Source organism: Halobacillus sp. GSS1 (assembly GCF_017307035.1).
In the GTDB taxonomy this organism is placed as follows: domain Bacteria; phylum Bacillota; class Bacilli; order Bacillales; family Halobacillaceae; genus Halobacillus; species Halobacillus litoralis.
The window spans coordinates 59,214-84,878 of record NZ_JAFLHE010000003.1 but is presented as its reverse complement, the minus strand read 5'-3'; the positions used below and the strand labels follow the sequence as shown (position 1 = coordinate 84,878).

The following is a 25,665-nucleotide window of genomic DNA, read 5'->3' as shown; positions in this document are numbered from 1 at the left end:
CTTCTCGTTATGAAAAAGAGGGATGGGAGCCAGAAATACAAAACAGAAGCGCCCAATAAAATGGATTGGGCGCTTGATCGTTCAGGACTTACTTTTCCTCGACATGGACTTTGATCGTGCCTGTTACTTCTGGATGAAGTTTTACAGGGACGTTCGTATAGCCCAACGTCCGGATCGGATCATCAAGCTCGATTTTACGTTTATCGATTTTAATATTGTGGGATTTCTTCAACTGCTCAGCGATTTGTTTGCTTGTAATGGAACCGAATAGGCGTCCATTATCTCCGGATTTCGCCACAAGCTTCACTTCGAGGTCCGCCAGTGTCTCTTTCAACCGCTTCGCTTCCTCGACTTCTTCCTGTGCTTGCTGCTCGACTTTGGCATCTTTGGCTTTTTGCGCCTGGACATTCCCCTTCGTCGCTTCTACCGCCAAATTGTTCTTCAGGAGGTAGTTGCGTGCGTATCCATCGTTCACTTCTTTAATTTCGCCTTTTTTGCCTTTTCCTTTGACATCCGCTTTGAAAATTACTTTCATTCTGTGTCTCCCCCTTCAAAATACTCATCAATAATATCTTGCAACAATGCTTTTGCATCTTCAATCGTTGTATCTTCAAGCTGCGTAGCTGCGTTCGTCAAATGCCCGCCGCCGTTCATCTTTTCCATAATGACCTGAACATTAATATCTCCGAGAGAACGGGCACTAATACCGATCCGTCCATCCTTCCGTTCAGATATGACAAAGGAAGAAACGATGCCGCTCATGGTCAGTAAAGTATCTGCTGCCTGTGCAATGATGACAGGTCCGTAAGTTTCTCCACGGTCCCCGGTGGAGATCGCAATTCCGTCTCTGTAAACAGAGGCCCGTTCGATCAGCTTACTTCTACGAATATAGACATCTAAATCTTCTTTCATAAACTTCTGGACTTGTACAGTATCCGCTCCCTTAGACCTCAAATACGAAGCAGCATCGAACGTACGTGAGCCTGTACGAAGTGTGAAGCTTTTCGTATCGACGATGATACCTGCGAGCAGGGCAGTAGATTCGAGCATCGACAGTTTCAGTTTTTTCGGCTGGTATTCAAGCAGCTCGGTGACAAGCTCTGCCGTTGATGAAGCGTATGGTTCCATATAAACAAGGGTAGGATCAGCAATGAATTCCTCTGCACGTCTGTGGTGATCGATCACAACGACATGCTCCGTTTTGGATAAAAGCTTCTCCTCGATGACCATGGATGGCTTGTGCGTATCCACAACGACAAGCAATGTCTCATTCGTTACCATCTCTAAAGCATCCTCTGGCGGAATGAAATAATGCCAGAGCTCTTCGTCTTTCTCGATTTCCTCGACCATGCGTTGAACGCCGGTGTCAATATCATCCGGATCGAGGACAATGGCAGCTTTCTTGTCGTTCGCCTGGGCAATTTTCAAAATACCGATCGATGCGCCGACAGAATCCATATCCGGAGATTTGTGGCCCATGATCAGGACTTTTTCACTTGCCTGTACGAGTTCTTTCATAGCGTGGGAAATGACCCGCGCACGTACCCGTGTCCGTTTTTCCATCGGATTCGTTTTTCCACCATAGAAACGGACTTTCCCTGAATCATCCTTGATGGCCACCTGGTCCCCTCCACGGCCCAGGGCCAGATCAAGACTTGATTGAGCCAGTTCCCCCAGTTCCGGAAGGCTGACAGGGCCGACACCAATACCGAAACTTAACGTCAACGGAACATTCTGGTCTGTAATCAATTCACGTACATCATCAAGAATTTCAAACTTCGCTTTTTCCAAGGTGTACAGGATTTTCTGATTCATGACAGCCATGAAACGTTCTTGAGACGTTCGCTTCAAGTAAATGCCATAGTCTCCAGCCCACTTATTCAAAATCGAAGTCACTTGTGAGTTGATATGGCTTTTGGCCGTATCATCCATGCCTTGGGTGATTTCTTCATAATTATCAAGAAAAATAATAGAAAGAACCGTCTGTTCATTTTCATAACGGTTGTGGATCTCCGTCTGCTGCGTCCGATCGAACAAGTAAAGCAGACGTTCATCCCTTTTGATGATTGTCTGAAATTTATAACCGGCTATTGTGATCCAAACTTCATCTTCCTCATCTTTCACACAGGGAATCAGATGATCGGAAAGTCGTTTTAAAGATTCTCCAACAATGGTATCCTCTTCTGTAAACTTGTTCATGTAAGGATTTGCCCACTCGATCATATAATTTTCACTATACAGAACGATTCCGATGGGCATCTCCAACAAGGCTTCTTCGCCGACTTTTTTCACCCTGTAGGATAAAGTCGATATATATTCTTCTGTCTCATTGATCATGTTCTGTTCAGTACGGACACTGTAAAAAATGGACGCAGCTAAAAACAGCGTCATCATCAGTCCGAGCATCCATTGATAGTACCAGATGAAGCCAAGCAGAAAGAGAGAGATCAAATATATGATCCACAAGTGTCCGCTCATCGTTGGTTTTTTAAAAAAATTCGGCATTGCATTCAGCTCCTACCATCTTCTTGAGAGCGATCATTCTTTCTTTTCTTCCACACGTTCCCTCATTGGAAATCCTATATCAATTATACCGATTATTCTCACAAGGTACATGACGATTTGCGGAAGAAGTATAGAAAATACAACCACAAGAATCGGTATAGCTTTTGACCACTTTTTCTTCCATGCGTAGAAAAAGACGAAAGAGAATCCCTGAAGGACAATCAGTGCTCCCGTCAGTATGAATACATTCACGGCAGCTAAGTAAATTAAATCATTTCCATCCATCGTGACATAATTCAAGATCATCGCAACAAAGTAATACCATAAGATCGATGTTGGCAGCTTGAAATTCTTGAAATCTGTGAATCCCATGGACTGATTTTCAATGCGGTTGATCAACTTATAAGTCGTCCATTGGCTGACAAAAGCCATCATCACACCACTCATCGCCAATATACTTGGGACAATATCGGGAATGAATTCAATCAATTGCCCGATTTCAGCCAAATCCGTCTCTACCTCTTCTCCATCGAGAAGTCCTGAGAAAATTCTTTCGAAAGTACCGTATCCCTGGTTCATCCCACTTTTCAGTTCTTCCATTAAATTAACGCCAAGGAAGAGCTGTGTGACCAGGAGAATTCCTAGAAGACCGATGACAAACCCCACAGAGCCAATGGCCAGAGCTTCATAGGATGAGCGTTTGTGGTGCAAAGCAATTCCTAAGAAAAGCCCGCCAATTCCGGCAAGTAAGGTGAAAACAGTAAATACGGGAGCAAATAACAGTGTGAAAATGGTCGCGGCCACAAACATAAGGCCCCCCGCTTTTCCACCATGACGGTAACTATAGTAAATAAATGGAACAGGCAGGATCAATAATAGTAGTGGTCCTATAACCGGCACAAAAATGATTACCAATAACAATAGCAGATATAGGCCGGTCATTAAAGCCCCTTCCGTCAACCTCTTTGTGTCATTCATGATTGATAAAGCACCTCTATTTCTATCGCGCTTGTCTTAACCTCCCTATTTTAACATATCACCCCCTCACACTTCTCGTATCAATTGCTTCCATCCGCTTCTTCTTGGTGATTTTTTCTAATGTTTGTTATGATGAATAAAATTCGATAGAGGAGGGACGCACATGCGCACCGATTACCACGTCCATATGGCGGAAACCGGAAACCTTGATGTCGACTATCTACGAACCTACATAACAAAAGCGAAAGAAGAAGGAATCGAAGAATTAGGCATATCTGAACATGCGTATTTCTTTCAGGAAACACGCGACATTCTCTCCAACCCATGGGTGGAGAACCGTCGTACGCTGGACTTTAAAACCTACCAAAAGATGTTTGATGAAGCATACAAAGCAGAACTTCCAATCAAAATGGGCATTGAAATGGATTACATGCCAGGAAAAGAAAAAGAAATGGAAGCCTTCATATCGTCCCATCCTTTCGATTACGTGATCGGTTCGGTCCACTGGATCGATGAATGGGGCATCGACCTTGCGATTTACCGGGATGAGTACGAAAAACGGGATATGAAAGACGTGTATCAGCAATACTTTGACCGTGTCGTCACCCTTGCTGAGTCCGGACTTTTTGATTTTGTCGGTCATATCGATGTCATCAAAGTTTTCGGATACCGCCCAGATGACGAAGAATTTTTGAAAGAACAATACAAACGCGCAGCAAAAGCTCTCGCAAAAACAGATACGTGCATAGAAATCAGCACGGCAGGCTTGCGGAAGCCTGTTGGAGAACTCTACCCCGATCCGACGCTTCTGCAAATGTGTAAAGATGAGGGTGTTGGAATCGTTCTCTGCTCAGATGCCCACAAACCGGACCATATCGGTTACCGTTATGAGGAAGCCATTGATCTGGCAAAATCCGTCGGATACAAAGAAGTCCATACCTTCTCCAACCGAAAACGCCAGGTGCACCCCATTGGGTGATCTCCGTTTTAAAAAACGATTCGGCCTCGAAGAAAAAGATGAATCAAACGGGAAAATTACGTCTTGAATCAATTACTGAAGTCCACACAATTTTCTTTTTAATGAAGGTTAACGTAAAAAGCTCAACGTCGGTGTGACGTTGAGCTTTTTTTTAATATAGAATCGGTGCACCAGGTCCTACAGGGATTCCTAAAAGTACCCACACGAGCAATAGCAGCAGCCAGCCGAGTAAGAAGGCGACGGAATAAGGAATCATCATGGAAATGAGTGTACCAATCCCTAGTTTCTTATCGTAGCGCTGAGCGAACGCGATAATGACCGGGAAGTATAGAAGCAGCGGTGTGATCATGTTTGTCACAGAGTCTGCGATTCGATAGAGCAATGTTGTAAACTCCGGAGAATAGCCCAGGTTCATCATGATGGGAACGAACACAGGAGCTAAAATCGTCCATTTAGCTGAAGAACTTCCAATGAAGAAGTTGACGACCATCGTCAGTCCAATGAACGTTAAGATAAGCCCAATGCCATCAAATCCTGTAGAGTTCAAGAAGTCGGCACCACGAAAAGCGATGACCGTTCCTAAATTCGTTTCACGGAAATACGCAATAAACTGACCTGCCGTAAACGCAAGAGCAATATAACCGCTCATGGTTGCCATTGTTTTTCCGAGCAGTTTAGTAAGGTCTTTGTCACTTGTAATTTCTTTCGTAACCATACCGTAAATTAAGCCCGGAACAAGGAATAATAGGAAGATGACGAAGACCAAAGCGCTGAAAAATGGCGATTCGATATAAGCGCCGTCCCCACGTAAAGGACCGAAAGACAAGTATGCCATGAGGGCAAACGTAATCAGGAATCCAATCCCCGCAAGACGCATTCCTTTTTTCTCAAGAGCAGTCAACGCATCGATGTCCCCCTCCTGATCCCCTTCATACTTACCAAGTCGCGGTTCCACAATTTTCTCAGTCACGAGCGTCCCAATAAACGTGATGAGAACAACTGAAACGGCGGCGAAAAAGTAGTTCATCGTGACCGTAATCGTTTCTGCATACGCAGGGTCAATCGTACGGGTAGCCTCAGCAGTCAACTCCTGAAGAATGGCATCTGTAGAGGTGAGCGCAAGGTTGGCACCAAAACCACCTGAAACACCTGCAAAGGCAGCAGCAAGTCCAGCAAGTGGATGTCGCCCAAGTCCTAAGAAAAGAACAGCTCCAAGTGGGGGAAGTACCACATAACCAGCGTTAACTGCCACACTGGACATAACTCCGGCAAAAACTAAAGCAGCCGTCAATAATTTTTGAGGAAAGGAAAAGACAATTCCCTTTAAAGAAGCATTAATCAAGCCTGTCTGTTCAGCTAGGCCAATACCGAGCATGGTTACAAGGACCGCTCCAAGCGGTGGAAACCCGATAAAGTTTTCGACGGCACTGTTAAATATATAGTCCAGTCCGCTCAGACTGAACAGGTTTTTCACCTCTACAGCTTCCCCTGTCGTCGGGTTCGTGACAGATACACCCGCAAATACCCCAGAAATAATAACGACAATAAATGCTAATATAGCAAACAGCAACAATGGTGATGGAAGCTTATTCCCCAGCCATTCGATGCCATCTAAAATACGAAATAAAAACCTGCGACCAGATGAAATCTCTGTTCTGTTTTCCTTCATTATATCCCCTCCCTACAAAGTCGATGAATTAAGTCGGGATTAAATTTAACAAGAGAAAGTTTCAAAGTCAAAGCTTTTGTTCCAGGTTTTACAAAAGTATAAAATATAACCGCTTTTGTTCCATAATAAAAAGACAAACTTGTCGAAGTTTGTCTTTTTATTGATTGAGGCATATCTCTAAATGAGCGGATCCCATTTGAATTCCATTAAATCGTCAAACACTGCACTTGCTTAATATCTGCAATTTGAGCAAGCTTTTCATTACAATCTCCATCTACCGGTCTATCTACCGTAAGCACCATAACAGCTTCTCCACCTTCGTTCGTACGTCCCACCTGCATCGTTGCGATGTTGATCGCATGTTCAGCAAGTAAACTTCCCACGCGGCCAATCGCGCCTGGCTGGTCGGTGTGGCGAATGACAACAAGATGCCCCTCTGGAACTACGTCGATGGAATACTGATCAAACTGCACAATACGTGCACCTAAACCATTCAGCAGCGTACCCGCGAGGCTGCGCTTTTCCTGATCGGTTTCGATCTCTACAGTAATTAAGTTCGTGAAACCTTTCGTTTGGGTCGACTTCTGCTCATTCACCGTAATCCCTTTATCTGAAGCTGTCTTGAATGCATTAACATCATTCACACGTTCACCAATATGGCGTTTCAAGATCCCTTTGACAGCGATCCGTGTGAGAGGCATTGTATCAACCTCGAGCAACTCGCCACTATAATAGACATTCACACGTTCAAGCGTACCTTCTGCCACTTTTGATAAAAAGACGCCCAAACGTTCAGAAAGCTTGAAGTAAGGGGAGAGCTTCTCCATCATTTCTGAAGAAACAGAAGGGAGATTAACCGGATTTTTCACCGTTCCCCCTCGCAATAGTTCCAGCACATCAAAACTGACGTCTGTCGCGACATTTTCCTGAGCTTCAATTGTACTTGCCCCGAGGTGCGGGGTGGCAATTACTTCCGGCAAGGATAACAACGGGTGCTCTGTCGCAGGCTCCTCTTCAAAGACATCAAGCGCGGCCCCCGCGATTTTTCCTGATTGGACCGCTTCAAATAGTGCATTTTCTTCTACAATTCCTCCACGGGCGCAATTTAAAATGCGCGCGCCTGTCTTCATCATGGCAATAGCCTCTTCGTTGATCAGATGCTTCGTTTTTTCAATCAAAGGGGTGTGAACAGTCAGGAAGTCTGCCTGTTTGAGCACTTCCTCTAAAGTCCCGTGCGTAACTCCTGCTTTTTCTGCTTTTTCTTCATTCAAGAATGGATCGAAGGCAACCACTTTCATGCGGTGACCTTTAGCACGCTGGGCAACTTCGCGACCGATACGGCCGAACCCGACAATGCCGAGTACTTTATCTTTCAACTCCACCCCAACGAATTTTTTACGTTCCCACCGTTTTTGTTGCAGTTGATGATAGGCTTGTGGAATGTTACGCGCTAACGACATGAGCATCGCCATCGTGTGTTCGGCTGTCGAAATCGTATTCCCATCTGGAGCATTTACGACAATGACGCCGTTTTCCGTTGCTGCATCGAGATCGATGTTATCCACCCCTACACCTGCACGGCCGATGATCTTCAAGTGAGGAGCGTGTTCAATGACTTCCCTAGTCACTTGTGTCTGACTTCTTACGATAAGCGCTTCTGCCGATCCTATTTCCTCCAACAGTTGCTCATGGGATAAGTTCGGATTCATAACAGTTTCGATATCTTCCGCCTCTAATAGAGGTCTGATTCCATCTTCACTCAATGGATCACTAATCAATACACGATGCATCTTTATTCCTCCCTTGTACGATCCAGGTAGGCGGCTTGCGCAGCTGCGACACCCGCTCCCGGTTCGAATTCATGACCTAAACGTTTCAAGACAATTTCTAGAATACCTATATATTGAAGAACATTGGCAGGACGGGAGTATCCCATGTGTCCAATCCTGAAAATTTCACCCTTCATATGCTTTTGTCCGCCAGCTAAAATAAGTCCGAACTCTTCATTCGCCACTTTTCGAAGTTGTTCCGCCTCAAAGGATTCTGGTCGAATGGATGTTACGGTCGATGAAGCATCCTCATCAGAGACCAACAAAGGAAGGTTTAAGGCACGACAAGCGTTCCGTGTCATTTCCTTCATCGTTTGGTGCCGTTCAAAAACCCGATCTAAGCCTTCCTCTTCGAACAATTCAAGGACCTGCTGGAGTCCGAAAAGAAGAGAAAGAGCAGGGGTGAAAGGCGTTTGTCCTCCTTCAAGCTGTTGACGGTATTTCCGTAAATCTAAGTAAAAACGAGGGCGCGGATTTTCTTCAATGACAGACCAAGCCTTATGACCAACAGCTAAAAATGCGAGCCCCGCAGGAAGCATCATCGCTTTTTGTGAACCTGAAACTAAGATATCGATTCCAGACTGATCCATCTTCACTTCGGAACCACCAATAGAAGAAACCCCATCGACGATGACAAGAGCTGAACTGACGTTTTTCACACGCTCGGCGACCTTTTCCACGGGATGCATGACTCCGGTCGATGTTTCACAGTGTGTCAGGAACACAGCCTTGGTATCCGGGTGGTTCTGAAGCGTTTCTTCCACTTGGGAAACTTCTACCGCTTTTCCCCACGATACTTCTATGCGTACCACATTTAATTCATACGTCTCACAAATCTGGGCAAATCGATCACCGAATGCTCCGGCTACGACGACGATTACTTTATCGCCGGGCTTTGTTGTATTTACAACAGAAGCTTCCAAAGAGGACGTACCACTTCCTGTAACGATCAATACCTCACCCGAAGTCCCGAACACCGGCTTTAGTCTTGGAGCAATATGATGAATCAAATCCTTGGCTTTTCCACCACGGTGTCCGATCATCGGCTGATTCATGCTCCGTTCTACACTCGGTGGAATCGGCGTTGGACCAGGGGTGTGCAGCAAATCCCATTCACGTTTCATACTTCTTTCAACCTCCTCTATATTCCGCGATTCACTTTTCTCCTTAGATCCTTTTATGCTTTAGAAAAGCAATGATATTCTCTAATCCTATCAAAGAAAGAACCATTGTCAATTAAATTAGAATATTCCGTTTATCGACGTTTTTTTCTTATTTTTATCGAATAAAGGACTTTGATTTTTTTCTTTTTTATCTGTATAATTCAAAAAGTAATTATTTTTAGAAAATTAAAAATAGGGGGAATACACTTTGAGAAAGCATCTATTAGTGTTAATGGCACTGATGTTCGCACTGCTCCTTGCAGCTTGCAGCGGGGGAGACAGCGAAACATCAACAGACACAGGTGAAGAAAACTCAGACGAAACAACGGAACAGTCAGAAGAAGGAGAAGCTTCCGGAGATCAAGAGATTACCGTAACAGCGAAAAGTGAGATTCCTAGCATGGATCCATCTTTAATCACCGATTCGGTCGGTTTCCAGTGGGCTGGAGAAACTTATGAAGGGCTCTACCGCCTGGATGAGAACAGTCAGCTTGTAGATGGAATGGCAGAAAGCTCCGAAGTAAGTGAAGATGGACTTACATGGACTTTTAAATTGCGTGATGCAGAATGGTCCAACGGTGACCCTGTCACAGCACAAGACTTCGTATATGCATGGAGAAGAGCGGTAGATCCAGAGGTTGGCTCTGAGTACGGCCCTTACTTCCTTGGAGGCATCATTAAAAATGCCCAAGCCATCAGTGACGGTGAAGCAGAACTCGAAGATTTGGGTGCCACTGCAGAAGATGATAAAACTCTTGTCGTTGAACTTGAAAAACCTGTCCCATACTTCAAGTCCATGACGGTATTCATTACCTTCATGCCTTTGAATGAGAAATATGTAGAAGAACAGGGCGACAAATTTGCTACAGAAGCTGAATATACAATTTCTAACGGGCCATTCCAAATGACAGAGTGGAACCACGGCGAAGGCTGGACCGTTGAGAAAAGTGATACGTATTGGGATGCAGACACCGTACAATTAGAAACGATCAATGCAAAAGTCATTAAAGAAGTTTCTACAGGGGTCAACCTTTATGACACTGGTGAAATCGATCAGACTGAACTGAACGCTGAATTCGTTGACCAGTACCGCACGAGCGATGCTTTCAACGTGGCGGAAAAACCATACTTATACTTCTTCAAGTTCAATCAGGAAAATAATGAAGCTCTTGCAAATGTAGACGTTCGTAAAGCCATTTCCTATGCAATCGACCGCCAGTCCCTCGTTGACGTCATCTTGAACGATGGTTCTGTACCGGCGGAAGGCTACGTTCCATCCAACTTCGTATCAATGCCGAACAGTGACCAGGACTTCCGTGAAGCTCAAGGTCCATTGGTTGAATATAATGTAGAGAAAGCAAAAGAACATTGGCAGAAAGGCCTGGAAGCACTGGGTACCGATTCTGTTGAAATCGAATTGCTGGGTGATGATACAGGAACTTCCAAGGACGTCCTTGCATACTACAAGAACCAACTGGAAGAAAACCTTGAAGGTGTAACTATCAAATTGATGGAAGTACCATTCAAAGAACGTGTTCGTCGTGACAACGAAGGCGAATTCGAGATGGAAGCTGCTACATGGGGACCAGACTATGTGGATCCGAACACATACCTGAACATGTACCTTACAGATGGTCAGAACAACAATATGGGGTACTCCAGTGAAGAATATGATGCGTTGATTGAAAAGGCAAACGGCGAGTATGCCCAAGAGCCTGAAAAACGTTTTGAAACATTCTTAGAAGCTGAAAAGCTGCTACTCGAAGAAGATCAAGCAGTAGCACCAATCTATCAGGATGCAAAAGCTCAGCTTTTCCGTCCATCCATCAAAGGTGTCTTTACAACAGCAACAGGTCCAGAATTCGAATTCAAATGGGCTTATGTAGAAGAATAAACGAGTCTATAAAACGGCAGGGAAATCTCCCTGCCGTTTTTTTACATTGCCAGTCTTGAAATCCACCCTCTATTCGCGATATAGTCTCTTAAGATATGAAAAAAGAAAGGGATGGATGGACATGAAGCGCATCTATGTGAGGTCGATGTATTATATGATAGGCATTATCATCATGACGCTTGGCATCGCCTTAACAATCCAGTCTGCACTGGGGACGTCTCCATTTGATGCTCTTCTTGTCGGTCTGCACCGGACTTTCGGTTTGACGATCGGAAGCTGGGAGATCGTTGTCGGTTTCAGCATGATTGTATTTAACGCCATTGCTGAGAAAAGACGCCCCGAGCTCCTTGCCCTGGCGACGTCTCTTTTAACAGGAGTCGGCATTGATTTTTGGGTTTTTACCGTACGTGATACCATCCACCCAGACGTATTCTGGACACAGTTGATCTGTCTTGTACTTGGAATGGGCATTGCAGGTTTCGGTATTGCGCTTAATCTTCAGGCCGATTTCGCCCCGAATCCATTCGACCGTATGATGCTCGTGGTCAGTAAACTCACCGGCTGGAACGTTTCCATCTCGCGAGCGCTCATCAGCATCCTTCTTGTGATTCTCGCCTTCTTCTTCAGCGGAGCGATCGGCATAGGGACGGTATTAATCACCCTGTTCAGTGGTCCAATCATCCAAGGGTTCATGGCGCAAATCAACAGATTCGATCGGCACCTGCAGCCCGTAGCCCCTTCCTGTTCATAAACAAAAAGGGTAGGGGGCTAGAAATAAATCGTCTGGAGGAAGAGGAACCATCCAAATTCCAGAGTGATTGCTCACCTCATAGATACTGCCCTGCAGAGCATCTGTCCAATAGTAAAAAGAAGCGGAATCACGAGGTGATTCCGCTTCTTTTTTATAACTCGCCTTGAGGTCCAAAAAATTCATAATGAATGCGATCTTGAGAAATGCCCCAGCGGTTCAACATGCCATAAACAGCCTTCATGAATCCTTCCGGTCCGCAGAAATAAAATTCTGCGTCTTCAGGAGCAACCGTCTTCAGCCAATCAAGTGTGATATAGCCTTCTGAAGTGTGCAGTCCTTTCAATCGATCTTGATCTTCGGGCTTTTCATATATGAGATGAGTCATCCCTGGTTTTGACTCTTCCATTTCCTCTTTAAATGCATGGACGCGTCCATTTCTAGCCGCGTGGATAAAACGAACCTCACGATCCGGCTGAACCTTCTCTGCATATTTCCACATGCTCATCAAAGGAGTGAGACCGACACCGCCACTAATTAAAACGAGCGGACGTTCCGTATGGTTATCCAAGCAAAAGTCGCCTGCAGGGGCACTGACAGGGATTGAATCCCCAGGGTTCACTTGATCATGCAGCCAGGAAGAAACCTTGCCATCAGGATGGTCCAAGAGTCCTTGCTCTTTTTTAACACTAATTCTGTAATATGATTTTCCCGGGGCATCAGAAAGGCTGTACTGCCTTAGGTGCGTATAGGTTTCCCCTGTAATTTCTGCCCTGATGGTTAAATACTGTCCAGGTTTGTAATCAGCTAGAGCCTTACCATCCTTAGGTTCCAGGTAGAAAGAAGTAATCTCATCACTCTCTTTAACCTTATCCACCACATCAAATAAGCGGTATCCAGTCCATCCGCCTTTTTGCTGTTCTGCTTCCTCGTACAAATCTTTCTCTACTCCTATAAAAGCATCCGCAATGACTCCGTATGCTTTCCCCCATGCTTCAATAATATCATCAGTGGCCGCGTCCCCAAGAACCTCTTTGATGGCTTTTAATAAGTATTCTCCTACAATCGGGTAATGTTCAGGTTTCACATTTAAGCTACGATGCTTTTCTGCAATTTGTTTAACACGCGGCAGAATAACTTCCAGTTGATCAATGTATTGTGCTGCAGCGTAGACGGTATTCGCAAGTGCTTTTGGCTGATCTCCCGCCCGCTGGTGTGTCTGATTGAATATGTTCTTCAGCTCTGGATGATTTTCAAACATCCGTTTGTAAAAGTGAGTCGTAATCGCTTCCCCATGTTCTGCTAATACAGGCACGGTTGATTTAATCGTCTTTATCGTTTGTTGATCGAGAATTTCAGTCGCCTTTGTAGACATACTTTAAAACCCCTTTTTAATTGGTGTATTTTATATACATCTTTATTATAGAGAGTTCACCCTTATAAAAGCAATATTCAAAATACATCTTTTGTGACAGAAAACAAAACATTCCTCTAAGTAAGACAGTCATAGCGGTTTATGATAAGATAATAAAAAAACAAGAATGAGGGTTTATATAAATGCGTCTCAAGAAATACACCGATTACGCTTTGAGAGTCCTGATTTTTACCGCATCGAAACGCAATGGTGAGCTCGCAAATAAAAAGGAGATTTCAGAGGTTTTCAACATCTCCGAAAACCATTTAGGGAAGATCATCCACGAATTGAATAAATTAGAGCTGATCGAAACCCTCCGGGGACGGTCGGGCGGCATCCGTCTGGCAAAAGAACCGGCAGAGATCAACATAGGAAACGTTGTCCGTGCTATGGAAGATGACTTCCACCTGCTCGAATGCTTTGACTGTGCCACTAACTATTGCGTCATCACCCCGGCTTGTAAGCTGAAAGGCGTTCTCCACGAAGCCTTACGAGCCTTTCTAAACGTATTAGATAAATATACACTGGAAGACCTGCTGACGAACAAACAAGAGCTGAGAGCCTTAATGGGACTCAAATAAAAATAAAAAACCCGGCTGCTTTTCCAATTTCGGAGAAGCAGCCGGGTTTTTAAATTGGGAAAACTATTTATTGCGTAATAGCTCCCGATTGTGGAAGACTGCCATATACATAAATAAAAATAACAAAAAACCCCTTGATAGCTCGTTAGAGCTATCAAGGGGTTTGCTGCGCTACTCTTACTCTGTAGTGTAAGGAAGTAGGGCCATTGTACGAGCGCGTTTGATCGCTTTCGTCAATTTACGCTGATATTTTGCAGACGTTCCAGTTACTCGACGAGGAAGAATTTTTCCACGGTCAGAGACGAAACGTTTTAGCAAATCCACATCTTTAAAGTCGATGTGTGTGATTCCGTTAGCTGTGAAGAAACACACCTTTTTACGTTTTCCGCGTCCACGACGTGCCATGTAGCATTCACTCCTTTTTATTTAGAATGGTAAATCATCATCTGATATATCGATTGGCTCCCCATTATCTGCGAATGGGTCGTCATTTCGTTGTTGGTTATTGTTATTATTAGAACCGAAGTTGTTTCCTGATGGTTGTTGATTCTGATTTGGTTGGAATCCTGAACCTCCACGGTTACCGCCACCTTGGGAAGCACCTTTGGATTCTAGGAACTGCACGCTATCTGCAACAACTTCTGTTACAAATACACGCTTACCTTCTTGGTTATCGAAGCTGCGGGACTGTAGACGTCCATCAACACCGACAAGACTACCTTTACTCATAAAGTTAGCCAGGTTCTCAGCCGCTCGTCTCCAAACGACACAGTTGATGAAATCGGCATCGCGATCTCCTGAGTTGTTGGAAAAAGGACGGTTTACGGCGATTGTAAAGTTGGCGACAGCTACTCCGTTTGGCGTATAGCGTAAATCAGGATCCTTCGTCAATCTGCCGGCTAATACGACACGATTTAACATCAGAACCACTCCTTATTTGTCATCTTCGCGTACAGCGATGTGGCGGATAATATCATCCGTGAACTTCGCTTGACGGTCGAATTCGTTGATTGCATCACGTGTACCTGTGAAATCAACTGTTACATAGATCCCATCACGGTAGTCGTTAATTTCGTAAGCAAGACGACGCTTGCCAACTTCTTTAACTTCTTCAATCTCCGCTCCGTTATCTGTTAGGATTTTGCTGAAACGATCTTTGACAGATGTTTTCGCTTCCTCCTCGATGTCTGGGCGGATGATATACATGATTTCGTATTTTCTACTCATCCGTTTTCACCTCCTTATGGACTTGACGGCTCCTTTTCTATCAAAGGAGCAAGGAGTAATCTTCATTTAATTACTCACAATTTAGTATTGTACCAAAGTTGTCCAAGATTTACAACCTTTTAACGGAAGGATCCTCGCTTATACGTTGAAACGGAAATGAATAACGTCGCCGTCTTTCACCAAATACTCTTTACCTTCTAAACGTACACGACCACGATCGCGGGCAACAGCCATGGATCCTGCATCTACGAGATCATCATATGAAACCGTCTCCGCACGGATGAACCCTCTTTCGAAATCTGTGTGAATGATACCGGCTGCCTGTGGAGCGGTCATGCCTTCTTTAAATGTCCAAGCACGGACTTCCTGCTCACCAGCAGTAAAGTATGTGGCAAGCCCGAGCAAGTTATAGGTGGCTTTGATCAGTTGATCAAGACCGGATTCTTCAATACCAAGATCTTCAAGAAACTCTTCTTTTTCTTCGTTATCAAGCTCAGCGATTTCAGACTCGATTTTTGCACAAACCACGATGACTTCTGCGTTTTCCTTTGCTGCAAATTCGCGAATTTGTTTCACTCGATCGTTGTCTGCTTCCCCGATTTCATCTTCACTTACATTCGCCACATAGAGGATAGGCTTTGAAGTTAATAGATGAAGGCCTTTAACGATCTTTTCTTGATCGCTGCTGAATTCGACGGCACGGGCAGGGGTTTCTTCCTCCAGTGCATCTTTCAGTTTTTCAAGCACCGCATACTCGGCCAATGCTTCTTTATCTTTTTGACGTGCCATTTTAGCGACACGATCCATGCGCTTCGACACGGTTTCAAGGTCCGCCAAAATCAGCTCAAGGTTGATGGTTTCAATATCCGTGATCGGATCAACCTGACCGGATACGTGAGTGATATTTTCATCTTCAAACGCTCGTACCACGTGACAAATCGCATCCACTTGACGAATGTGAGACAAGAACTGGTTTCCTAGTCCTTCCCCTTTACTCGCGCCTTTGACGATTCCTGCAATATCTGTGAATTCAAAAGCTGTCGGTACAGTTTTCTTAGGGTTCACAAGCTCGGTCAGCTTCTCCAGACGACTATCCGGAACTTCCACGATCCCGACGTTCGGATCAATTGTGGCGAACGGGTAGTTGGCAGACAAAGCGCCTGCTTGTGTAATTGCGTTAAATAACGTAGATTTCCCTACGTTCGGTAAACCTACGATTCCTGCTGTTAGTGCCATATGAGACTTTCACTCCTTAAGGATTTACATACATGCATGTTAGTCCACTTAATTATAGATTCTGTACTTGAAAATAACAACCTATGCAAAAACGGGAAAGCTTCGGTCGTTTCTCCTAAAAAACTCCTTTTTCTACAGTAACAAATTCAATATTTATTGAAAAAGAGAAGAAGAACAATCTTTTCATTGAGGTTTGCAAAAACTTTATCATATTGGTTTTCACGCATTTGGGTGCCTCATATCGGGTGCCAGGCACCATAGAAGAAGATCCGGTGCCTGGCACCGACAAGCGGGTATCGTGTACCAGGCTTTCTGTTCATAAATTCACAAGAAAGCTGCATAAGAAAATCCCCCTCTGAATTTCAGAAGGGGAGGGGATCATTCACTTGTTTCCAGCACCTTTTTCAACTTCGTTTCGAATTTTTTGCGAGGAACGAGAACGCTGTGGCCGCACCCCTCACATTTAATTCGGATGTCTGCACCCATACGGATGATTTTCCAACGATTCTCTCCGCAGGGGTGAGGTTTTTTCATCTGAACAACATCATTCAACTCATAGGATTTATCCGCCATCAGGAAACTCCTCCTTTTTCTCCATGATTAATGGGATCATTCGGCTCTTCGTCACGTGAATACATCACCATACGAGGGAATGGAATCTCGATTCCTTCCGCATCGAGTCTATTCTTCACTTCTTTGCGGAGGACTCTTGCCATGGCCCAGTGCTCCATCGGGTTCACTTCACAAATGATACGCATAACGACATCCGATGCGCCAAGCGTCTGAACGCCCAACAATTCAGGGACATTTAATATCGATTCATAACGTTCCGGCATTTCTTTCAACAATTCCTGAATCACTTTTTCTGCGGCTTCAATGTCTTCCTCGTAAGCGATACTTACATCAACAACGGCAATGCTGTTATGGATGGAAAAGTTCGTCACCTGTGTGACATTGCCGTTAGGAAGGATATGAACTTCACCTGTCCATGCCTTCACTTTTGTCGTACGGAGGCCTACTTCTTCAACAAAACCCTCCACACCAGACGTCTGGATATAATCTCCGACAGAAAACTGATCTTCAAAGATGATGAAGAAACCGGAAATGATATCACGGACAAGGTTTTGCGCCCCGAAACCGATGGCAAGCCCTGCCACACCAGCACCGGCAAGCAATGCACCGACTTCAAAGTTGAACGTTTCAAGAATCATGATGAAGGCCATAAAGTACACAACATAAGACATGGTGTTCAAAACCAATTTATTGAGCGTGGCTTCCCTTCGTTCCGTAATCCGAAAAGGACCGCGCCTTTTGTTGGCAAAAAACTGCGTGATGAGTCTCCTTCCAACTCGAATGATTACAAAGGAAACCAATAATATGAGAGCAATTCGTATTGCCCCAAGCGCTATGGTTATCCAAAGGTCAGGCCCGGTTACATAGGCCACAATTTCATCCCATTGTGTTTTTGCGTCTTCTACCGCTGTTTTAGCATCCTCTACCACATTAGGCTCGGCCACCACTTTCCCTCCTGTTTCCGACTATGAATATGAAATCTATTTTAACAGGTTTCTAGCGAATTTTGAATCGGGAAAGAATCGGGTATAAAAGAAGGGATACTAAAACATACAGGTTCAGGATGCCGTATAACGGATACAAGTATTCAATGAGCGTTGAGAATCCGAATGATGTAAAAGGAAGCATCAGAGCGATGACTGCCATAGCCAGAATCCAAAGCGGTTGTCTGAGGTATTCTCTGAACCTCGTTACAAGCCCCAGTGTCCCTGAGGCAGCCGTAGTGAAAATTGCGATCCAAAGCATAACGGACATGAAGATCATCATCTCATACGGATAATGTTTTAAAATCGCGAAAAGGGGGATTTCATACAAAATGATGTCTTCCGAAATTTGAATCAGGCTGTTGTTGTATAGGTAAGAGACTGACCCCAGAATAACTCCACTGCCAATGCTTGCAATCCAGATTTCCCCTTTATTTCTCACCTGGTTCCCAATGGCCCCGAGAACAGCGATCAGTGGGAGAATGTTCAATGCCGTAAACGGAAAAGCCGACATCCAGTTGCTCATCTCATGGACATGTCCAAAAAGCGACAGCTCCTGATCCCTGATAAACAAAATCAAAACAAACAGAAGACCTGAGATAAGCAGGGGGAGAACAAAACTGTTTACAATGACGATCCCTTTCACATCCCATACGAACAAAAGAATCAGCGGAATGACAATCGCCAGAACACCGATGCGATAAGAAAAATTGAAGGCCTGCCACGTGGCACCGCTTCCTGCCAGCATGATAACAGTCGTGGTAAAAAGGTAAATGATAATCATCCAGTCATAGACGCCGGTCAAATGTTTCCCGACAACTGCCCGGAGAACCGGCAAATAATGGCCGGTCTGTTTCTTGTAGCTGATATCCAGTATGGCTTTACAAGAAATGATGAACATGAGAGAGAACAAGAGTATCGCCAGGCTGCTATCATGTCCAAAAAACTGCCAAAGTTCCCTTCCAGAAGCATATCCGGCACCGATCATAGTCCCTATGATTAAAAACATCCACTTGAACCCTGCTTTTAACATGGCCGTTCCTCCACATCTATGTATTTGTCACGTATAGAACCGTGGACAACCTTATATACTGTTACTACTATGTGTCTGGAGGAGAAGCTATGAATTTCAAGGACAAGTTTTCAAAAGAAGAGAAACGCGTAAATACGGACGATCCAGCCATGAGCGATTTATTGAGCACTTACTTGCAAGAATGGCTTCCACCTTCCCAAAATATCGTAATCGCCTGTATCGGCACCGACAGATCAACAGGTGATTCGTTCGGTCCTTTAGTCGGTTCGATGCTCCACGATCATGCACTAGAAACGTTCCATATATATGGAACACTTGAAGAACCTTTACATGCATTAAATCTGAAGGAAAGGTTAGCTGCCATCAGGAAAAATCATCCGAATCCTTACATTCTTGCGGTTGATGCCTGCCTTGGAAAATCTTCATCCGTCGGTTCTGTCGTGCTTGGGAAAGGTTCATTAAACCCGGGATCGGCATTAAAAAAAGACCTCCCGCCTGTAGGTCAACTACACATTAGCGGAATGGTCAATGTCAGTGGTTTTATGGAGCATGTGGTCTTACAGAATACAAGACTACATGTCGTGATGCAGATGGCAGCAAAAGTAGCGGCAGCCATCCAGTTAACAGAAGCAAAAAGGAAGCAGGTTCATATGGAAGCCAAGCCTTTCCACACCTTCACCACCTCTTCTGCAAAATTCAAAAAGAGCATTCAATAACGATTAAAACCACTCAGCGATTGTTAAAATGAGGCCCACCGTAAGTAAGGCTGGTAATAAATTCGCGACACGTATTTTAGTTATTTTTAATAAATTCAGTCCGATCGCTACGATCATCAGGCCGCCTGTTGCCGTCATTTCAATAATAAACAGATCGAGCATATGCTGGGGGATCCAGTTATTAATTTGTGTCGCTAAAAGAGCAATGGATCCTTCATAGAGAACGACCGGAATAACGGAAAAAATCACTCCAATCCCAAGTGTTGAAGTCAACACAAGAGAAACAAAACCATCAATAATCGCTTTGGTAACCAGCACTTCATGGTCATTACGTAGTCCACTGTCAAGAGCCCCGATTACGGCGAGAGCACCGATGACAAAAATAAGCGAAGCAGTAATAAAGCCCTGAGCCACGCTTGAGGTTTGATCGGGTTTTGTAAATTTCCTTTCAATCCAACGACCGATGTATTCAAGCTTATCTTCCAGATGTACTGCCTCACCGATCATTGCACCCGAAAGCAGGCTGAGCAGGACAATAACGATGTTTTCCGTTTCCAACGCCATTTGCAAACCGATTAAAAGTACAACAAGTCCCACACCGCTCATGACCGTTTCTTTGAACCGCTCCGGAATTTTCGTGAAAAAAAGCCCTAACAATGTACCGACAAATATACATAAACCATTTACTAACGCTCCAAATAAAACCATTGCACTCTCTCCATTACCTTTTCTTTTTGCTCCTTAAAAAAAGAAAGAACCAGAGATCACTCAAATCTCCAGTTTTTTTATTCTTTATCTGCAAACAAATCGATAATCCGTTCTAAATCTTCATTGTTCGTGAACTCGATTTCGATTTTCCCTTTACGTTTCCCCTTATGGATCTTCACACCTGTACCCAGGCGCTCTTTTAGGTTCTTCTCACGTTCCTGCAAAAAAATATCCCGAGGTTTCTTGTCTTTCTTTTTCGAAGGACGGTTCGTCATGTCATGGATCAACCGTTCCACCTGCCGAACATTCAGAGCCTCTGCTTCAATTTTTTTAACCAGGTCCAATTGTAAATCTTGATCCTTCACACCTAATAGGGCACGTCCATGGCCCATGGATAGGCTGCCTGCATTTATTTTATCTGTCACTGCTTTAGGCAAAGCTAAGAGACGAATAAGGTTGGCAATATGAGAACGGCTTTTCCCTAAGCGTTGGGATAACTCATCCTGGGTTACTCCGAGGTCTTCAATCAATTGTTCGTAAGATTTTGCCTCTTCAATAGGTGAGAGATCTTCTCTTTGTAAGTTTTCAAGCAAAGCAATTTCCATCATTTGTTCATCCGTCATATCCCTGGAAATTGCAGGTACATGCGTGAGACCGGCTTTTTGTGCTGCGCGAAAACGACGCTCCCCGACAACAATTTCATATCCTTTGATGCTTTTTCTCACAATCAAGGGTTGAAGGATGCCGTGTTCGGCAATGGATTGTTTCAACTCTTCCAATGCTTCTGGCTCAAACTGTTTGCGGGGTTGGTAAGGGTTCGGACGACAGTCTTTAATCGCTACGTGTTGAATTTCTTCTGTTGATGTCTGGTTGTTGAAAAAAGCGCCTAAAGCCTCATGGCCTTTGCTACCTAACCCTTTCGCCATTCACAATCACTTCCTTTGCTAAATCTAAATATACTTCTGCGCCACGTGATTTGGCATCATAAAGAATTGCTGGTCTTCCGTGGCTGGGCGCTTCGCTTAAACGTACGTTCCGCGGGATAATCGATCGATAAACACGATCCCTGAAGTATTTCTTTACTTCTTCTATCACCTGGATTCCCAGATTTGTACGGGCATCCAGCATGGTCATAAGTACACCCTCAATCATTAAATCATGGTTCATATGCTTCTGAACGAGCCGTACCGTATTCAAAAGCTGGCTCAAACCTTCCAGGGCATAATATTCACATTGTACAGGAATTAAAACAGAATCGGAGGCGGTCAAAGCATTCAATGTTAGAAGTCCGAGAGAAGGGGGGCAGTCGATAATAATATAATCATAATCACTTTTGATCTCATCCAGCGCTTTTTTCAATTTTACTTCCCGGGAAATAATCGGTACTAATTCTATTTCCGCGCCAGCCAATTGAATCGTTGCTGGAATGGCATCAAGGTTGCTTACAATCGTACTTGTCTTGACATCCTTCGCTTTTACATTATCCACGAGCACGTCATAGACACACCGCTCCATATCTCCTTTTTCTACGCCTATTCCACTCGTTGCATTCCCCTGGGGATCAATATCCACCAAAAGGACTTTATAATTCAAGTGCGCAAGACATGCACTTAAATTGACGGCTGTCGTTGTTTTCCCAACCCCGCCTTTTTGATTGGCGATTGAAATCACTTTCCCCATGATGTCACCTGCCTCACTGTCTTTTTTATCATTCTACCATTTTATTGAAAGAATTAGGTAAAATGGCTTAAAAAAAGCCCCATCTCCACATAAGTCAAGATGGGTCGTTCAGGCTTATTATTTTTTCTTACCTTTTGGGATCTTGATTGTGATCTGATAATAATCGTCATGATCTTCTTCGTCCGTTTCTAAGTCGATCCCAGTATCCGTCACCATTGTCAAGGATTGGCGAATCGTATTCATGGCGATACGCATATCCTTATTGACGCCCTTCATCTTCGGTTTCTTTTTCTTTGGTGACGGGTCATTTAATTTAGCAATCCGTTCTTCTGTCTGCTTCACGTTCAACTGCTTTTCAATGATTTCTGCCAAAATCTTTTCCTGTTGTTCCTCTTCTTTCAGAGCAATGAGAGCCCGTGCATGCCGTTCCGTAATCTTTTTATCCATAACGGCCTGCTGAACAGACTCCGGCAACTTCAAAAGACGCAATTTATTGGCAATGGTCGATTGACTTTTTCCCAGCCGTTGCGCTAAGGCTTCCTGCGTAATCTGATGCAGTTCCAGAAGCTTCGCATACGCGACTGCTTCTTCAATTACGGTAAGCTCTTCCCGTTGCAAGTTTTCTATAAGAGCAACAGAAGCTGTTTGTGAATCATTCATCTCGCGGATAATCGCAGGGACCGTTTCCCAGCCCAGAGACTGAACGGCACGCCACCTACGTTCACCGGCGATTAATTCATACTCTTCTTCATTTAACCGACGGAGAACGATCGGCTGAATCATCCCATGCGTATGTATCGTCTGGGCGAGTTCGCTAATCTTCTCGTTGTTGAAAATCGCTCGAGGTTGGTAACGGTTGGGCTGCACGCGTTCGACTGGAACTTGTACAACCTCGTCGGGGTTGTAGCCTTCTTCTTCATTGTTGTCATTATCCGAATCCGGTTTGTCCCCTAGCCCGAACAAACGACCAAAAGGATGTAACACGATCAGACACCACCTTTATACGATCGAGCATACGCTGTTTTTATTGTATATACCCTATATTTTGAAACATAAAAAGCGCCGCAGGCTACTCAGCTGCTGCGCGTACGTATGCCGTTTTTCATTTCTCTATTCATTTTATCACATTTAATCTATGAAAAGTATCTTCAAGATTGAAGAAATGATCGTCGTCTTTGTCGAAAACGCACAATTTTCTCATGTAAAACGTGTTTTTCCGCCATTTGAACGCCTCCCTTTCATGACTTTTCCTGACAAAACAAGTCGATATATTTTCTCAATGACAAAAGTTCTTAAGCAATATGGCAGTATTGTGGAAGACTCAGTTTCGAGTCTTTGATTGAGTGGATGGGGGCTACGGAAGATTCTCGAAACCACTACTTAAAACTAAGCTTATATGGTTTTGGGAAAAGGATAATATTAATTCTGCCCCAGTGGGCATTCAGAAAGTGAAAGCTTGATACAGAAGCTTATCCCCACTCTAGATGGGAGAGTGGGGGACACTCCATCTCGGTATAGGGGGTTCGTTTCTCCCTCATATGAAATGGGGTGGTTGGGAAGCTGCGAGACTCCCGTGGCAGAAGGAGATAGACGAGATCCGCAGGACGTAGTCCGAGGAAGCTCGGCGCTCCTCCACAGGAAAGCGAGTGGCTCCCAGCCGCCCCTAACGCTTAACCAGGCAACAACCCTGGAAACATCTCGAAATTGAGTCTTCAAGAATAGGGAGCTATAGTGTTAGAGGTTGGGGAGGAATATAGGGGAGGGATGAATAATATATAGAATTGGACTAATTTTTAGGAGGATTATAGATATGCAAAAAAATTCCACAGAACGTATCACTCAATCAGCAGGGGGGGAGAGCTTCTTAATTTTCACTTACGCTTAATCTCCTGCTTGCATCAGATTTTACTTTGCAGGAGGAAACATCTTGAAAAGGAATACGTTAGCATCTTATAACATTCAACTATTATTTTGGGCAGAAATCTTTGGAAACTTCCGTTTTATTCAGCCTGTCCTTACGTTGTTTTATTTCGCAAGAGGTCTTGATGAAACAATGATTCTCTTCGTCATGACCTTCTTCAGTATAGGCGTACTATTTGGGGAGATTCCTACAGGGGTCATTGCCGATCGTTTTGGTGCCAAACAGGCTTTTCTTATTGGTTCTGTTCTCAGCATCTTTTCCCACGCTATATTAATTTTCGCTTTCGATCCATGGGTGTTTTTCGCAAGCAGCTTTCTTACGGGCTTCGCTGCAACGTTTTTCAGTGGGGCAGATGAAGCGCTCGTCTATGAATCATTAAAAGAAAGTAATGAAGAAAATCTTATGGACCGGGCGATGGGGCAGATTGGTTCCGCCCGTTTTATCGTTTCTATATTTGTGGTCATCATAGGAGCCTTCCTAGCCAGGGACCTGGATGAAAGTCAATTCCGACTTCTCCTCATGCTTGGTGTCTTTTTCATGGTCATCCAATTCGTCGTGCTCTTGTTCGTTAAGAACCCTTCGAATCAAGGTGGGATACGGACGCCAATGGTGAAACAAGTGATAGAAGGATATCAGGCCATCCGCAAAACGCCGCAAGTGCTCTGGATGTTCATTAACATCTCCCTGGTTTTCATTCCGGCTGTCGCTATTTTTGAGAAATTCGATCAAAAATTGTTGGTAGATGCCGGACTCCCGGTTTACGGAATCGGGGTGGTGTATGCAGTTACTGCAATCTTCGGCTTTGTTGCGGCGCGATCGATTGGGTGGATGACAAAGTGGGTGACACGGGTACAGCTTTTGTTCATCACAGGTATCCTTGCCGTGCTCTCACTTACAGCCACTGCTTTACTGCACACTCATCTTTGGATGGTTCTTTTAGCACTCATTTTTTTGAAACTTGTGAGCGCCATACGATATCCCGTTTATTCTCAGTTGGCCAACGACATTATTCCTTCAAATGTGAGAGCGACGACCATTTCTTTGCTTTCCATTCTGGACTCTTTGTTTGACCTGGTAATTTTTATGACCGTAAGCGGAATTGCACCCTTCGGTTTTATGCCCATGTTCTTCGTTTGTGCAGGCATTGCATTGATAGGAACGTTGATCCCTATTCGTCAAGCTTCAACATAACTTTTTAAAAATTAACAAGCCCGTCCGATACGATCGGGCGGGCTTTGTTTCACATGAAACCTATCCATTATTATTGATTCTTCCATACACATCAAGGTCTTTGTATTCTCCCCAATGATAGATGTCCTGCTTTAACGTTCCCTCATAGCTCAGACCGGCTTTTTGCATGACTTTGGTCGAGCCCGGGTTGGAAGTGATAGCTGCCGACCATATTCGATTCAACTTCAATTCTCCAAAACCGAAGTCCACTACCCGGATTGCCGCTTCTGTCGCATATCCCTGGTTCCAATAAGGTTTCCCAACCCAGTAAGCGAGTTCCCCTTTGTGGTGTTTTCCATCGATTCTTAAAGTCATCGTACCCACAAGGACATTGGACTCCTTTACGATCATTGCCAAAGGGTACGCCGTTCCTTTTTCAATCCAATCCTTATGTAGGGCTATCCATTCTTCAGCCACTTCAAGCGTATAAGGATGGGGAACAAAAGTGGTCGCCGCCACGGCTTCATCTCCTGCTAATTCAACCACCCGTTCTGCTAAATCATTCGTGTAAGGTCTCAAACAAAGTCTCTCTGTATGCAGCTCCATTTCCACCCTCCTCTTTGGATATAGAATGTACTTCTAGTTTCATATGGGATAA

Annotated in this window: 25 protein-coding genes; 6 read left to right on the top strand and 19 right to left on the bottom strand. The window is 44.3% G+C overall.

What is annotated here, in order from left to right:
• Positions 1-88: 88 nt before the first annotated feature.
• The 3 genes from rplI to J0K78_RS08935 are packed head-to-tail and all read right to left on the bottom strand — an operon-like array spanning position 89 to position 3,483.
• Positions 89-535: a 50S ribosomal protein L9 gene (gene rplI / locus J0K78_RS08945; RefSeq protein WP_160910521.1), complete on the bottom strand. Its 447-nt coding sequence runs from the start codon at positions 533-535 to the stop codon at positions 89-91.
• Entirely contained in the window at positions 532-2,505 is a 1,974-nt protein-coding gene (locus J0K78_RS08940) for a DHH family phosphoesterase (protein ID WP_206946366.1), read from the bottom strand. Before J0K78_RS08940 ends, rplI begins: the two co-directional genes overlap by 4 nt.
• A gap of 33 nt (positions 2,506-2,538) precedes the next feature.
• Positions 2,539-3,483: a YybS family protein gene (locus J0K78_RS08935; protein WP_206946365.1), complete on the bottom strand. Its 945-nt coding sequence runs from the start codon at positions 3,481-3,483 to the stop codon at positions 2,539-2,541.
• 163 nt (positions 3,484-3,646) lie between these two features.
• Between J0K78_RS08935 and J0K78_RS08930 the strand changes: the two genes are divergently transcribed.
• Positions 3,647-4,462, top strand: a complete 816-nt coding sequence (locus J0K78_RS08930; RefSeq protein ID WP_206946364.1) for a histidinol-phosphatase HisJ family protein — start codon at positions 3,647-3,649, stop codon at positions 4,460-4,462.
• A gap of 151 nt (positions 4,463-4,613) precedes the next feature.
• On the opposite strand, the gene J0K78_RS08925 is transcribed toward J0K78_RS08930, so the two are convergent.
• The 3 genes from J0K78_RS08925 to J0K78_RS08915 all read right to left on the bottom strand — a co-directional run bounded on the left by J0K78_RS08925 (position 4,614) and on the right by J0K78_RS08915 (position 9,084).
• Complete coding sequence (locus J0K78_RS08925) at positions 4,614-6,131, bottom strand: AbgT family transporter (protein ID WP_206946363.1); 1,518 nt, start codon at positions 6,129-6,131, stop codon at positions 4,614-4,616.
• Between the two features lie 206 nt (positions 6,132-6,337).
• Positions 6,338-7,921 carry a phosphoglycerate dehydrogenase gene (gene serA / locus J0K78_RS08920; protein ID WP_206946362.1) on the bottom strand — a complete coding sequence of 528 codons (1,584 nt, stop codon included), beginning with the start codon at positions 7,919-7,921 and terminating at the stop codon, positions 6,338-6,340.
• Positions 7,922-7,923: 2 nt separating this feature from the next.
• Positions 7,924-9,084 (bottom strand): pyridoxal-phosphate-dependent aminotransferase family protein, encoded by a 1,161-nt coding sequence (locus J0K78_RS08915; protein WP_206946361.1) that lies wholly within the window; start codon positions 9,082-9,084, stop codon positions 7,924-7,926.
• A 271-nt stretch (positions 9,085-9,355) separates the two neighbouring features.
• Between J0K78_RS08915 and J0K78_RS08910 the strand changes: the two genes are divergently transcribed.
• Positions 9,356-11,017, top strand: a complete 1,662-nt coding sequence (locus tag J0K78_RS08910) for a peptide ABC transporter substrate-binding protein (protein ID WP_370551110.1) — start codon at positions 9,356-9,358, stop codon at positions 11,015-11,017.
• A gap of 121 nt (positions 11,018-11,138) precedes the next feature.
• On the top strand, positions 11,139-11,768 hold the full coding sequence (locus tag J0K78_RS08905) for a YczE/YyaS/YitT family protein (protein ID WP_206946359.1): 630 nt from the start codon (positions 11,139-11,141) through the stop codon (positions 11,766-11,768).
• A gap of 151 nt (positions 11,769-11,919) precedes the next feature.
• Here J0K78_RS08905 and hmpA read toward each other — a convergent pair whose 3' ends face one another.
• Positions 11,920-13,119 (bottom strand): NO-inducible flavohemoprotein, encoded by a 1,200-nt coding sequence (gene hmpA, locus J0K78_RS08900; protein ID WP_206946712.1) that lies wholly within the window; start codon positions 13,117-13,119, stop codon positions 11,920-11,922.
• Positions 13,120-13,322: 203 nt separating this feature from the next.
• On the opposite strand from hmpA, the gene J0K78_RS08895 reads away from it, so the two are divergent.
• The gene (locus J0K78_RS08895; protein WP_160910511.1) at positions 13,323-13,760 is read left to right on the top strand and encodes an Rrf2 family transcriptional regulator; all 438 of its coding nucleotides are present in this window, start codon (positions 13,323-13,325) and stop codon (positions 13,758-13,760) included.
• 177 nt (positions 13,761-13,937) lie between these two features.
• Here the strand turns inward: J0K78_RS08895 and rpsR are convergent, their stop codons facing one another.
• The 7 genes from rpsR to J0K78_RS08860 all read right to left on the bottom strand — a co-directional run bounded on the left by rpsR (position 13,938) and on the right by J0K78_RS08860 (position 18,812).
• Positions 13,938-14,165 carry a 30S ribosomal protein S18 gene (gene rpsR / locus J0K78_RS08890; protein WP_115822996.1) on the bottom strand — a complete coding sequence of 76 codons (228 nt, stop codon included), beginning with the start codon at positions 14,163-14,165 and terminating at the stop codon, positions 13,938-13,940.
• A 21-nt stretch (positions 14,166-14,186) separates the two neighbouring features.
• Positions 14,187-14,681, bottom strand: coding sequence for a single-stranded DNA-binding protein (gene ssb, locus J0K78_RS08885; RefSeq protein WP_160910510.1), 495 nt, complete (start codon positions 14,679-14,681; stop codon positions 14,187-14,189).
• A gap of 12 nt (positions 14,682-14,693) precedes the next feature.
• The gene (gene rpsF, locus J0K78_RS08880) at positions 14,694-14,987 is read right to left on the bottom strand and encodes a 30S ribosomal protein S6 (RefSeq protein ID WP_089650708.1); all 294 of its coding nucleotides are present in this window, start codon (positions 14,985-14,987) and stop codon (positions 14,694-14,696) included.
• Positions 14,988-15,125: 138 nt separating this feature from the next.
• Positions 15,126-16,223: a redox-regulated ATPase YchF gene (gene ychF, locus J0K78_RS08875; protein ID WP_206946358.1), complete on the bottom strand. Its 1,098-nt coding sequence runs from the start codon at positions 16,221-16,223 to the stop codon at positions 15,126-15,128.
• Positions 16,224-16,601: 378 nt separating this feature from the next.
• A complete protein-coding gene (locus J0K78_RS08870; protein WP_202412322.1) occupies positions 16,602-16,796 on the bottom strand; it encodes a DUF951 domain-containing protein in 195 nt (64 codons plus the stop codon).
• Positions 16,796-17,740 carry a mechanosensitive ion channel family protein gene (locus tag J0K78_RS08865; protein WP_370551100.1) on the bottom strand — a complete coding sequence of 315 codons (945 nt, stop codon included), beginning with the start codon at positions 17,738-17,740 and terminating at the stop codon, positions 16,796-16,798. The genes J0K78_RS08870 and J0K78_RS08865 overlap by 1 nt, the downstream gene beginning before the upstream one ends.
• 52 nt (positions 17,741-17,792) lie before the next feature.
• Positions 17,793-18,812: a YkvI family membrane protein gene (locus tag J0K78_RS08860; RefSeq protein WP_206946357.1), complete on the bottom strand. Its 1,020-nt coding sequence runs from the start codon at positions 18,810-18,812 to the stop codon at positions 17,793-17,795.
• An 89-nt stretch (positions 18,813-18,901) separates the two neighbouring features.
• Here J0K78_RS08860 and yyaC point away from each other — a divergent pair, with 89 nt between their 5' ends.
• Positions 18,902-19,528 carry a spore protease YyaC gene (gene yyaC / locus J0K78_RS08855; protein ID WP_206946356.1) on the top strand — a complete coding sequence of 209 codons (627 nt, stop codon included), beginning with the start codon at positions 18,902-18,904 and terminating at the stop codon, positions 19,526-19,528.
• A 3-nt stretch (positions 19,529-19,531) separates the two neighbouring features.
• Here yyaC and J0K78_RS08850 read toward each other — a convergent pair whose 3' ends face one another.
• From J0K78_RS08850 to noc, 4 genes are all read right to left on the bottom strand, one after another.
• Positions 19,532-20,236: a DUF554 domain-containing protein gene (locus J0K78_RS08850; protein ID WP_206946355.1), complete on the bottom strand. Its 705-nt coding sequence runs from the start codon at positions 20,234-20,236 to the stop codon at positions 19,532-19,534.
• Between the two features lie 77 nt (positions 20,237-20,313).
• On the bottom strand, positions 20,314-21,162 hold the full coding sequence (locus J0K78_RS08845) for a ParB/RepB/Spo0J family partition protein (RefSeq protein ID WP_206946354.1): 849 nt from the start codon (positions 21,160-21,162) through the stop codon (positions 20,314-20,316).
• Entirely contained in the window at positions 21,143-21,916 is a 774-nt protein-coding gene (locus J0K78_RS08840; RefSeq protein WP_206946353.1) for a ParA family protein, read from the bottom strand. Before J0K78_RS08840 ends, J0K78_RS08845 begins: the two co-directional genes overlap by 20 nt.
• A gap of 117 nt (positions 21,917-22,033) precedes the next feature.
• A complete protein-coding gene (gene noc / locus J0K78_RS08835; RefSeq protein ID WP_206946352.1) occupies positions 22,034-22,900 on the bottom strand; it encodes a nucleoid occlusion protein in 867 nt (288 codons plus the stop codon).
• A 943-nt stretch (positions 22,901-23,843) separates the two neighbouring features.
• Here noc and J0K78_RS08830 point away from each other — a divergent pair.
• The gene (locus J0K78_RS08830; RefSeq protein ID WP_206946351.1) at positions 23,844-25,028 is read left to right on the top strand and encodes an MFS transporter; all 1,185 of its coding nucleotides are present in this window, start codon (positions 23,844-23,846) and stop codon (positions 25,026-25,028) included.
• A gap of 60 nt (positions 25,029-25,088) precedes the next feature.
• Here J0K78_RS08830 and J0K78_RS08825 read toward each other — a convergent pair whose 3' ends face one another.
• Entirely contained in the window at positions 25,089-25,613 is a 525-nt protein-coding gene (locus tag J0K78_RS08825; protein ID WP_160910503.1) for a GNAT family N-acetyltransferase, read from the bottom strand.
• Between the last annotated feature and the right edge of the window lie 52 nt (positions 25,614-25,665).

What these genes read in the sequence shown, in the direction of transcription:
- rplI (WP_160910521.1), bottom strand. Translation starts at nt 535, where the DNA reads ATGAAAGTAATTTTCAAAGCGGATGTCAAAGGAAAAGGCAAAAAAGGC.
- J0K78_RS08940 (WP_206946366.1), bottom strand. Translation starts at nt 2,505, where the DNA reads ATGCCGAATTTTTTTAAAAAACCAACGATGAGCGGACACTTGTGGATC.
- J0K78_RS08935 (WP_206946365.1), bottom strand. Translation starts at nt 3,483, where the DNA reads ATGAATGACACAAAGAGGTTGACGGAAGGGGCTTTAATGACCGGCCTA.
- J0K78_RS08930 (WP_206946364.1), top strand. Translation starts at nt 3,647, where the DNA reads ATGCGCACCGATTACCACGTCCATATGGCGGAAACCGGAAACCTTGAT.
- J0K78_RS08925 (WP_206946363.1), bottom strand. Translation starts at nt 6,131, where the DNA reads ATGAAGGAAAACAGAACAGAGATTTCATCTGGTCGCAGGTTTTTATTT.
- serA (WP_206946362.1), bottom strand. Translation starts at nt 7,921, where the DNA reads ATGCATCGTGTATTGATTAGTGATCCATTGAGTGAAGATGGAATCAGA.
- J0K78_RS08915 (WP_206946361.1), bottom strand. Translation starts at nt 9,084, where the DNA reads ATGAAACGTGAATGGGATTTGCTGCACACCCCTGGTCCAACGCCGATT.
- J0K78_RS08910 (WP_370551110.1), top strand. Translation starts at nt 9,356, where the DNA reads ATGGCACTGATGTTCGCACTGCTCCTTGCAGCTTGCAGCGGGGGAGAC.
- J0K78_RS08905 (WP_206946359.1), top strand. Translation starts at nt 11,139, where the DNA reads ATGAAGCGCATCTATGTGAGGTCGATGTATTATATGATAGGCATTATC.
- J0K78_RS08895 (WP_160910511.1), top strand. Translation starts at nt 13,323, where the DNA reads ATGCGTCTCAAGAAATACACCGATTACGCTTTGAGAGTCCTGATTTTT.
- rpsR (WP_115822996.1), bottom strand. Translation starts at nt 14,165, where the DNA reads ATGGCACGTCGTGGACGCGGAAAACGTAAAAAGGTGTGTTTCTTCACA.
- ssb (WP_160910510.1), bottom strand. Translation starts at nt 14,681, where the DNA reads ATGTTAAATCGTGTCGTATTAGCCGGCAGATTGACGAAGGATCCTGAT.
- rpsF (WP_089650708.1), bottom strand. Translation starts at nt 14,987, where the DNA reads ATGAGTAGAAAATACGAAATCATGTATATCATCCGCCCAGACATCGAG.
- ychF (WP_206946358.1), bottom strand. Translation starts at nt 16,223, where the DNA reads ATGGCACTAACAGCAGGAATCGTAGGTTTACCGAACGTAGGGAAATCT.
- J0K78_RS08870 (WP_202412322.1), bottom strand. Translation starts at nt 16,796, where the DNA reads ATGGCGGATAAATCCTATGAGTTGAATGATGTTGTTCAGATGAAAAAA.
- J0K78_RS08860 (WP_206946357.1), bottom strand. Translation starts at nt 18,812, where the DNA reads ATGTTAAAAGCAGGGTTCAAGTGGATGTTTTTAATCATAGGGACTATG.
- yyaC (WP_206946356.1), top strand. Translation starts at nt 18,902, where the DNA reads ATGAATTTCAAGGACAAGTTTTCAAAAGAAGAGAAACGCGTAAATACG.
- J0K78_RS08850 (WP_206946355.1), bottom strand. Translation starts at nt 20,236, where the DNA reads ATGGTTTTATTTGGAGCGTTAGTAAATGGTTTATGTATATTTGTCGGT.
- J0K78_RS08845 (WP_206946354.1), bottom strand. Translation starts at nt 21,162, where the DNA reads ATGGCGAAAGGGTTAGGTAGCAAAGGCCATGAGGCTTTAGGCGCTTTT.
- J0K78_RS08840 (WP_206946353.1), bottom strand. Translation starts at nt 21,916, where the DNA reads ATGGGGAAAGTGATTTCAATCGCCAATCAAAAAGGCGGGGTTGGGAAA.
- J0K78_RS08825 (WP_160910503.1), bottom strand. Translation starts at nt 25,613, where the DNA reads ATGGAGCTGCATACAGAGAGACTTTGTTTGAGACCTTACACGAATGAT.